We start from the raw sequence: 8,152 nt of genomic DNA on the forward strand, positions 1-8,152 counted from the left end.
GCCCGCCGACGGGCCGTCGTCGCCGGTCCCCTGCCCGGTCCCCTGCAGGGCGTGTCGCGAGCCGGTGCCGTCGTCGCCGCGGAAGTCGGGTGCGTACCCGCCGGGGGCGGGGATGCCGGGCGGCGGTGGCCGGTGCCCGCGCCGGACCGCGGCGACGGCGTCGGCGAACTCGGCGCCGTCGGCGTAGCGCTGCTCGGGGTCCTTGACCAGCACCGAGGAGACCAGCTCGCGCACCCGCTCGGGGATCTCGTCCGGCAGCGGCGGCGGGTCGTCGCGGACCTGCATCATCGCGACCGCGACCGCGCTCTCGGCGCGGAACGGCCGCACCCCGGCCAGGCACTCGTAGCCGACGATCCCGAGCGAGTAGACGTCGCCCGACGGCCCGGCCTCCTCGCCGGAGGCCTGCTCCGGAGCGATGTAGTGGGCGGTGCCCATGACCATCCCGGACCGGGTCACCGGGACGGCGTCGGCGGCCTTGGCGATGCCGAAGTCGGTCAGCTTCACGACGCCGTCGGTACGCAGCAGGATGTTGCCGGGCTTGACGTCGCGGTGGACGAACCCGCGCTCGTGCGCGGCGAACAGCGCCCGGCCCGCCTGCTCGAGGATGTCGAGCGCCTCGTCGGCGGGGATGGGCCCGCGCCCGATCCGCGACGACAGCGGCTCACCCCGGACGAGCTCCATCACCAGGTAAGCGGTGCGCCCGCCGCCGGTGGAGCTGTCGTCCTCGCCGTAGTCGTGCACGGCGGCGATCCCGGCGTGGTCGAGCGAGGCGACGGTGCGGGCCTCGATGCGGAACCGGTGCAGGAACTCCGGGTCGTCGGAGAGCTCCGCCTTGAGGACCTTCACCGCGACGCTGCGCCCGAGCCGGGTGTCCGAGGCCTCCCATACCTCGCCCATCCCGCCGACCGCGATCCGCCGGTCCAGCTGGTAGCGCTCGGAGATCAGCTGCCCGGCCGACAGGGCGCTCACGGGGCCGCCGGGGACCTGCGCCGGGCCGGGTCCCGCGGGCTCACTGGGCGTCCCGCAGCGCCTCGGCGATCACGGCCCGCCCGATCGGGGCCGCGACCGAGCCACCGGTCGCCTCCAGCGCCCGGTCGCCGCCGTTCTCGACGAGCACCGCCACCGCGACCTTGGGGTCGTCGGCCGGTGCGAACGCCACGTACCAGGCGTGCGGCGGGGTGTTCTTCGGGTCGGTGCCGTGCTCGGCGGTACCGGTCTTCGACGCGATCTGGACGCCGGTGATCTTGCCGCCGCCCGAGGTCCGCTCCTCCGAGCCGACCATCAGGTCGGTCATCGTGCGGGCCACGTCGGCCGGCATCGACCGCGACATCCGGTCCGGGTCGGTGGTGTCGACGACGTCCAGGGTCTGGCTCTGGATCTCCTTGACCAGGTGCGGGGCCATCGTCTGGCCGCCGTTGGCGATCGAGGCGCCGATCATCGCCAGCTGCATCGGGGTCAGCCGGACGTCGCGCTGGCCGATCGCGGACTGCTGGGTCGAGGGGGTGTCGGACATCGGGCCGACCTGCGACGCCGTGACCGGCATCGGGATCTGCAGGTCGGTGCGGCCGATGCCGAACGCCTCGGCCTGGGCCCGGAGCTTGTCCGGCCCGAGCTCGCCGCCGAGCTGGGCGAACGCGGTGTTGCAGGAGCGAGCCAGCGCCTCGCGCAGCGACGCCGTCGCCCCGCCGCCGCAGGCCGAGCCGTTGTAGTTCTCCAGGGTGGTCGTGGAGTCGGCCAGCTGGATGTTGCGGGCGGCCGTGAGCTGGCTGTCCGGGGTGTAGCCGTTCTGCAGGGCGGCCGCGGTGGTGACGAGCTTGAACGTCGAGCCGGGCGGCTCGATCTCGTTGATCGCCCGGTTGGTCATCGGGTCCGGGTCGGCGGCGCCGTAGCGCTTCCACGCCTCCTGCTGCTGCGCCGGGTCCGGCGAGGCCAGCGGGTTCGGGTCGAACGACGGCGTCGAGGCCATCGCCAGGATCTCCCCGGTCTGCGGCACCAGCGCGACGACGGCGCCGGTGTACCCGCGGGAGGCCAGCCCGTCGTAGGCGGCGCGCTGCACCTCGGGGTCGATGGTGGTCACCACGTTGCCGCCCGCCGGGTCCCGGCCGGTGATGAGGTCCGACAGCCTGCGCACGAACAGCCGGTCGTCGGTGCCGTTGAGCACCTCGTCGGTGGACCGCTCGAGTGCGGTCTTGCCGTACACGGTCGACAGGAAGCCGGTGACCGGCGCGAACATCTCGCCCTGCGGGTACTGGCGGGCGAACCGCAGCCGACCGTCGCTCTCGACGCTCTGCGCGAGGACCTGCCCGCCGGCGACGATCTGGCCGCGCTGACGCGAGTACTCGTCGATCTGCGAGCGCTGGTTGCGGGAGTCGTCCCGGTACTGGCCGGCCATGACCACCTGCACGTAGGTGATGTTGCCGAGCAGGACCACGATCATCACCATCACGGCGAGTGCCACGCGGCGGACCGGGCGGTTCACGTCTCGCTCCTCTGGGCGGCGGTGTCGGCGTGGTTGTCGTCACGGGTGTCGGAGCGGCCCGTCCCGGGACGCTGGACGAGCTCGGTGCTGGCCTCGGCGATCGGCGCCCGCGGCTTGGCGGGCCGGACGGGGAGCGGTGCCCTGGCCACGTGCGAGATCCGCAGCAGGATCGCCACCAGCACGTAGTTCGCCAGCAGCGACGAGCCGCCGTAGGACAGGAACGGCAGCGTCAGACCGGTCAGCGGGATCAGCTTCGTCACCCCGCCGATGACGACGAAGATCTGCAGCGCCACCGAGAACGACAGCCCGGTCGCGAGCAGCTTGCCGTAGGAGTCGCGCACGGCCAGCGCCGACCGCAGCCCACGGGTGATGAGCACCAGGTACACCAGCAGGATCGCGGCCAGCCCGATCAGCCCGAGCTCCTCGCCGAGCGAGGAGAAGATGAAGTCGGACTCGGCGAAGGGCACGATGTCCGGCCGTCCGGCACCCAGTCCGGTCCCGCCGACGCCGCCGGTGCCGAGCCCGAACAGCGCCTGCGCGAGCTGGTAGCCGCCGCCGCTGAAGTCGGCGAACGGGTCCAGCCAGATCCGCACGCGGGTCTGGACGTGGTCGAACAGGTTGTAGGCGACGACGGCACCGCCGGAGAACGCCAGCAGCCCGATCACCATCCACGACACGCGTTCGGTCGCGGTGTAGAGCAGGACCAGGACCAGGCCGAAGATCAGCAACGAGCTGCCGAGGTCGCGCTGGAGCACGAGCACGCCGACCGACAGCCCCCAGGCGACGAGCAGCGGAGCCAGGTCACGGGCGCGGGGCAGTTCCATACCCAGGAAGCGGCGGCCCGCGGTGGAGAGCAGGTTGCGCTTCTGGACCAGGTAGGCCGCGAAGAAGATGATCAGCAGGATCTTGGAGAACTCGCCGGGCTGGATGCCGGGGCCACCGGGGATGCGGATCCAGAGCTTGGCGCCGTTGACCTCGGAGATCGACGACGGCAGGAACGCCGGGATCGCCAGGAAGACCAGGCCGACGAAGCCCGCGGTGTAGCCGTAGCGGGCCAGTGTGCGGTGATCCCGGAGGAAGAACAGCACCAGCGCGAACAACGCCAGGCCGGCGACGGTCCAGGTGACCTGGGCGCCGATCAGCCCGCTCGGCACCGGGCTCCCGGTGGCCTCCGCGCGGGCGGCCTTGGCCAGGTCGAGCCGGTGGATCATCACCAGGCCGATGCCGTTGAGCAGCGCGACCGACGGCAGGATCAGCGGGTCGGCGTAGGGCGCCAGGAAGCGCACCGCCACGTGCGCACCCGCGAACAGCACGAGATACGCCAGACCCACCCACAACAGGTCGGTCGTCAGCGACTGCTCCTGGTTCGCCTCCACCAGCACCAGCGCACCGGTCGTGAGTACGGCGGCCAGGCCCAGCATCAACAGCTCGATGCCGCGGCCGGTGGGCGTGGTCGGCTCCGCAGCGGAGCTGCCCGTGGCCATCAGCCGTCGAGCCGGCAGTTCCGGCCCGGCTCGGGGGTCGCGGTCGGCAGCGGGGTCGTCGTCACCGGCGGGGCGCCGGGCACCTGGACGACCGCGGGCGGCTGCGGCGGGGTCAGCGTGGAGCAGAGCGGGAGCATGCGCTCCCGCAGCCGGTCGACGGTCTCCCGGGCACCGGTCTCGCCCTCGTCGGAGACGATGCCGTCGGTGACCTGGCTGCGGACCGCCTGCGGCAGGTCGTCGAGGCCGATGTCGGTGGACTCCGCCACCCGTTGCAACGGGACACCGAGCACGTTGCCGCGTACACCCTGGTAGATCGCGACCTGGTTCTGGTCGACGGCCACGTAGTACTGCTGCAGCACCAGCGCCCGGGCGACGAACACTCCCGCCACGAGCACCACGAGCACGCCCAGCAGGGCGAGCACCGGGCGCAGGCCGCGCCGGCGGCGCGGCTCCTCCGCGGCGGCGGGCTCCAGCCGTACCGGCTCGGTGCGGGGCAGCGTGGTGGCCGCCGCGCGCTGCGCCGAGGAGTGCGGGGTCCGCTCGTCGTGGCGGTAGTCGCCGTCGCCGGCGCGCGGGTTGCGGCCCGCGGAGCCCCCGATGATCGGGGCGTCGTCGGCGTAGTCGACGTCCACCACGTCGGCCACGATGCACGTGATGTTGTCCGGCCCGCCGCCGCGAAGCGCCAGCTCGATCAGGCGGTCGGCGCACTCGCGGGGGTCGGCGTAGTCGGTCAGCGTGTCGTGCAGTGTCTCGTCGCTGACCGGGCCGGACAGGCCGTCGGAGCACAGCAGGAAGCGGTCCCCGGCGCGGGCCTCGCGGATCGACAGCGACGGGTCGACGTCCTGCCCGGTGATGGCGCGCAGCAGCAGCGACCGCTGCGGGTGCGTGTGCGCCTCCTCCTCGGTGATCCGGCCCTCGTCGATCAGCGACTGGACGAACGTGTCGTCCTTCGTGATCTGGGTGAGCTCGCCGTCGCGCAGCAGGTAGCAGCGCGAGTCGCCGACGTGGACCATGCCCAGGCGCGAGCCCGCGAACAGGATCGCGGTCAGGGTGGTCCCCATGCCCTCGAGGTCGGGGGCCTCGGCGACGTGGCGGGAGATCGCCTCGTTGCCGTCGTGGGTCGCCTCGCGGAGTTCGGCGAGCAGGTCGTCACCGGGCACGTCGTCGTCGAGCGGGGCCAGTGCGGAGATCACCAGGGACGAGGCGACCTCGCCCGCGGCGTGACCGCCCATGCCGTCGGCGAGGGCGAGCAGGCGGGGGCCCGCGTAGACGGCGTCCTGGTTGTTCTGCCGGACCAGTCCGCGGTCACTGCGGGCCGAGTAACGCAGCACCAGTGTCACGGGGCGGCTCCGGCTTCGGTCGGGGCACGTCGGGCGGATCCCGCGCCGCGGGACCGGTCGGACGGCCGCGGCACCGGGGGAGCGGTCGGTCGCGCCGGGCTCACGGTCGGTACCTCATGGTCGGTCCGTGTCCGTCACGATCGCAGCTCGATCACCGTCTTGCCGATGCGGACCGGTGTCCCCAGCGGGACCCGGGTGGGCCCGGTGACCTTATTACGTTCCAGATAGGTGCCGTTCGTCGACCCGAGATCCTCGACGTACCAGTCGTCACCCTGCTGCGAGATGCGTGCGTGCCGGGTGGAGGCGTAGTCGTCGTCGAGCTTGAGGGTCGAGTCGTCGGCGCGGCCGATCAGGATCGGCCGGGAGTCGAGGGTGATACGGCTGCCGGCCAGCGGACCCTGGGTGACGAGCAGCTGGCGGGCCACCTTGCCGCGGCCGCCGCCGCGGACCCTGGCGGCCCGGCCCCCGCCCGCGCGGCCGGGTGCGGCCGCCCGGAGACCGGACGCGGCGTAGAGGTCGGAGCGGACCACCTGGAGTGCGAGCAGGACGAACAGCCACAGGAGGGCGAGGAAGCCGCCCCGGGTCAGTTGCAGTACCAGTTCCGGCACGTCGTCCTACTCGCCCTTCTCGTGTTCCTGCACGCTCCGCCCGCCCGGTGGATCACCGGGCGGGCGGGGACGCACCGCTGTCGCTGCGCGGACTCCGCTCCGCGGGTGTGGCTCAGCCCTGGGTGCGGAACACCAGGCTGGAGTGACCCACGCGGATCACGTCGCCGTCGGTCAGCTGGCAGGACTGCACCGGGGAGTTGTTCACCGTGGTGCCGTTGGTCGAGCCCAGGTCGTTCAGGGTCGCGACCTGGCCGTCCCAGGTGACCTCCAGGTGCCGGCGGGACACGCCGGTGTCCGGGAGCCGGAACTGGGAGTCCTGACCGCGGCCGATGACGTGGGTGCCCTCGGCCAGCTGGTAGTTGCGGTTCGACCCGTCGTCCAGGATCAGCATCGCGGTCAGCTGCGCCGGAGCGCCCCAGCCGCCCTGGCCGCCGTACCCCTGGCCGTCGTAGCCCTGGTCGTAGCCGCCCTGCTGGTAGCCCGGCTGGGCGTAGCCCTGCTGCTGGCCGTAGCCGCCGTCGTAGCCCTGCTCGTAGCCACCCTGCTGCGGATAGCCGGGCTGGGCGTAGCCCTGGGGCTGGCCGTAGCCACCCTGCTGCGGCTGGCCGTAGCCGTCGTAGCCCTGCTCGTAGCCCTGCTGGGGGTAGCCACCCTGCTGCGGCTGGCCGTAACCCTGCTGGCCGTACTGGTCGTAGCCGCCCTGCGGGGGCTGGCCGTAGCCCTGCTGCTGGCCGTAGCCGCCCTGCTGCTGGCCGTACTGGTCGTAGCCGGGCTGCTGCTGGTCGTACCCGGGCTGCTGGCCATAGCCCTGCTGGGGCTGGCCGTACTGGTCGTAGCCGGGCTGGCCGTAGCCGCCCTGCTGCTGCCCGTACTGGTCGTACCCGCCCTGCTGCTGGCCGTAGCCGCCCTGCTGCTCCTGGTCGTACCCCTGAGGCGCGTAGGTCTGCTGGCCGTACCCGCCGGGTGCGCCCCGGTCGTATCCGTACTGCCCGTTCTCCTCGGGGTGGCCCGGTTGCTGGCTCATGGGTGCTTCTCCTGCGGTGCGTGCTCGGTTGGCGGCCCGACGGGAAGCGTCGGGGTCGACAGCGGAGCGGGTGCGGAATTGTCCCGTGTGCAGCGCCTCGGAGCGCTCCAGAAAGACTACGACCTCACCGTAGGTGTCCCAGCCCTGGTCGGTGAGTTCCTTCGCCACGTGCGACGAGAGGGATCGGACGACCCCGTCCTCGTCGCCCGCCATGCGGTCGAGATCGCTGGGGCTGAGCAGAACGGTGTACCGGTTGGGCGCCAGCTGGCGACCTCCGGCGAGCTGCTCGACGTTGTCCTCGGCTTCCCTCAGCAGTGCCTGTGCGACTTCCTGTGGGACGACACTGCCCCCGAAGACCCGCGCGAAGGCATCGCCCACGAACCCCTGAAGTCGGCGCTCGAAGCGGTCCACGCGGCCCAAAAGATCTCCTCCATCCGCATCGGCGTGTCGGTGATGTGCGACCGATCGTATCTGTGTTATCCGCCGGGCACGGCGGGGCCCGGCACGAGCGGGCGACCGGCCCCGCAGTGCCACCGACGTGCTCCCCTCCGATCTACCCGGCCCGGAGCCGCGGCGCATCCCGGTGCCCCACCCGCCACGACCCCCTCCAGCTGGTGATCGACGGGCAGGGGACCCCCCTGCGAACGGCTGCCGAGCAGGGTGCTAACTTTCTCGTGTCGCTCGGGCGAGTGGCGGAATGGCAGACGCGCACGGTTCAGGTCCGTGTGTCCGAAAGGACGTGAGGGTTCAACTCCCTCCTCGCCCACCATCTCCTCTCATCGGGGATTCTCCCCCTCCGGCGGTCACCACCGCCATCGCGAGATCGGTTCCGGGTGTAGCCCGATCCGGTCTCGCTTGTCGTTTCTACGGGTTCCGGCCACGCTCCGTGCCCGGACCCCGTGCGCCGATCAGGCGTCCCGCAGCGCCGGGCGGTCGGGATGGTCGGCCATCACGAGCACATCGGCGAACGAACCGGGGTCGCCCTCGCTCTCGTAGCGGCCGTACGCGGCGGCCGTCCAGGCATCGTCGGGGGGCAGCAGACGGCGCAGCGCGGCCCCGCCGATGCGCAGGTGCACGGTCAGCTCGGCGGCCAGGCCCCGGCCCAGCAGCCGCCCGCCGGCGAGCAGCACCACCCCGTCCGGCCCGAGCGGCACCGGCTCGTCGCGGTAGGCACGGTCGCGCGCCGTGTCGCGCAGCCGGGGCAGCACCAGGCCGCT

Annotated in this window: 6 protein-coding genes, 1 tRNA gene and 1 pseudogene; 1 reads left to right on the plus strand and 7 read right to left on the minus strand. The window is 72.6% G+C overall.

Going from position 1 to position 8,152, the window contains the following annotated elements; genetic code table 11:
• From GTW08_RS27870 to GTW08_RS27895, 6 genes are all read right to left on the minus strand, one after another.
• Positions 1 to 969: serine/threonine-protein kinase (locus tag GTW08_RS27870; protein ID WP_346009982.1), on the minus strand; the 969-nt coding region annotated here is incomplete at its 3' end.
• A gap of 40 nt (positions 970 to 1,009) precedes the next feature.
• Positions 1,010 to 2,479 (minus strand): peptidoglycan D,D-transpeptidase FtsI family protein, encoded by a 1,470-nt coding sequence (locus GTW08_RS27875; RefSeq protein ID WP_073573737.1) that lies wholly within the window; start codon positions 2,477 to 2,479, stop codon positions 1,010 to 1,012.
• A complete protein-coding gene (locus GTW08_RS27880; protein ID WP_161152735.1) occupies positions 2,476 to 3,963 on the minus strand; it encodes an FtsW/RodA/SpoVE family cell cycle protein in 1,488 nt (495 codons plus the stop codon). Before GTW08_RS27880 ends, GTW08_RS27875 begins: the two co-directional genes overlap by 4 nt.
• Positions 3,963 to 5,303 carry a protein phosphatase 2C domain-containing protein gene (locus tag GTW08_RS27885; RefSeq protein WP_161152736.1) on the minus strand — a complete coding sequence of 447 codons (1,341 nt, stop codon included), beginning with the start codon at positions 5,301 to 5,303 and terminating at the stop codon, positions 3,963 to 3,965. The genes GTW08_RS27880 and GTW08_RS27885 overlap by 1 nt, the downstream gene beginning before the upstream one ends.
• Before the next feature lie 134 nt (positions 5,304 to 5,437).
• Entirely contained in the window at positions 5,438 to 5,911 is a 474-nt protein-coding gene (locus tag GTW08_RS27890) for an FHA domain-containing protein FhaB/FipA (RefSeq protein ID WP_073573739.1), read from the minus strand.
• A gap of 112 nt (positions 5,912 to 6,023) precedes the next feature.
• Positions 6,024 to 7,355, minus strand: a complete 1,332-nt coding sequence (locus tag GTW08_RS27895) for a DUF3662 and FHA domain-containing protein (protein ID WP_161152737.1) — start codon at positions 7,353 to 7,355, stop codon at positions 6,024 to 6,026.
• A gap of 263 nt (positions 7,356 to 7,618) precedes the next feature.
• On the opposite strand from GTW08_RS27895, the gene GTW08_RS27900 reads away from it, so the two are divergent.
• Positions 7,619 to 7,704 (plus strand) — tRNA-Leu (locus GTW08_RS27900).
• Between the two features lie 139 nt (positions 7,705 to 7,843).
• Here the strand turns inward: GTW08_RS27900 and GTW08_RS27905 are convergent.
• Positions 7,844 to 8,152, minus strand: a pseudogene (locus GTW08_RS27905) (uridine kinase); the annotation flags it as partial.

This window comes from Pseudonocardia sp. SID8383, from assembly GCF_009864975.1.
Taxonomy (GTDB): Bacteria; Actinomycetota; Actinomycetes; order Mycobacteriales; family Pseudonocardiaceae; genus Pseudonocardia; species Pseudonocardia alni.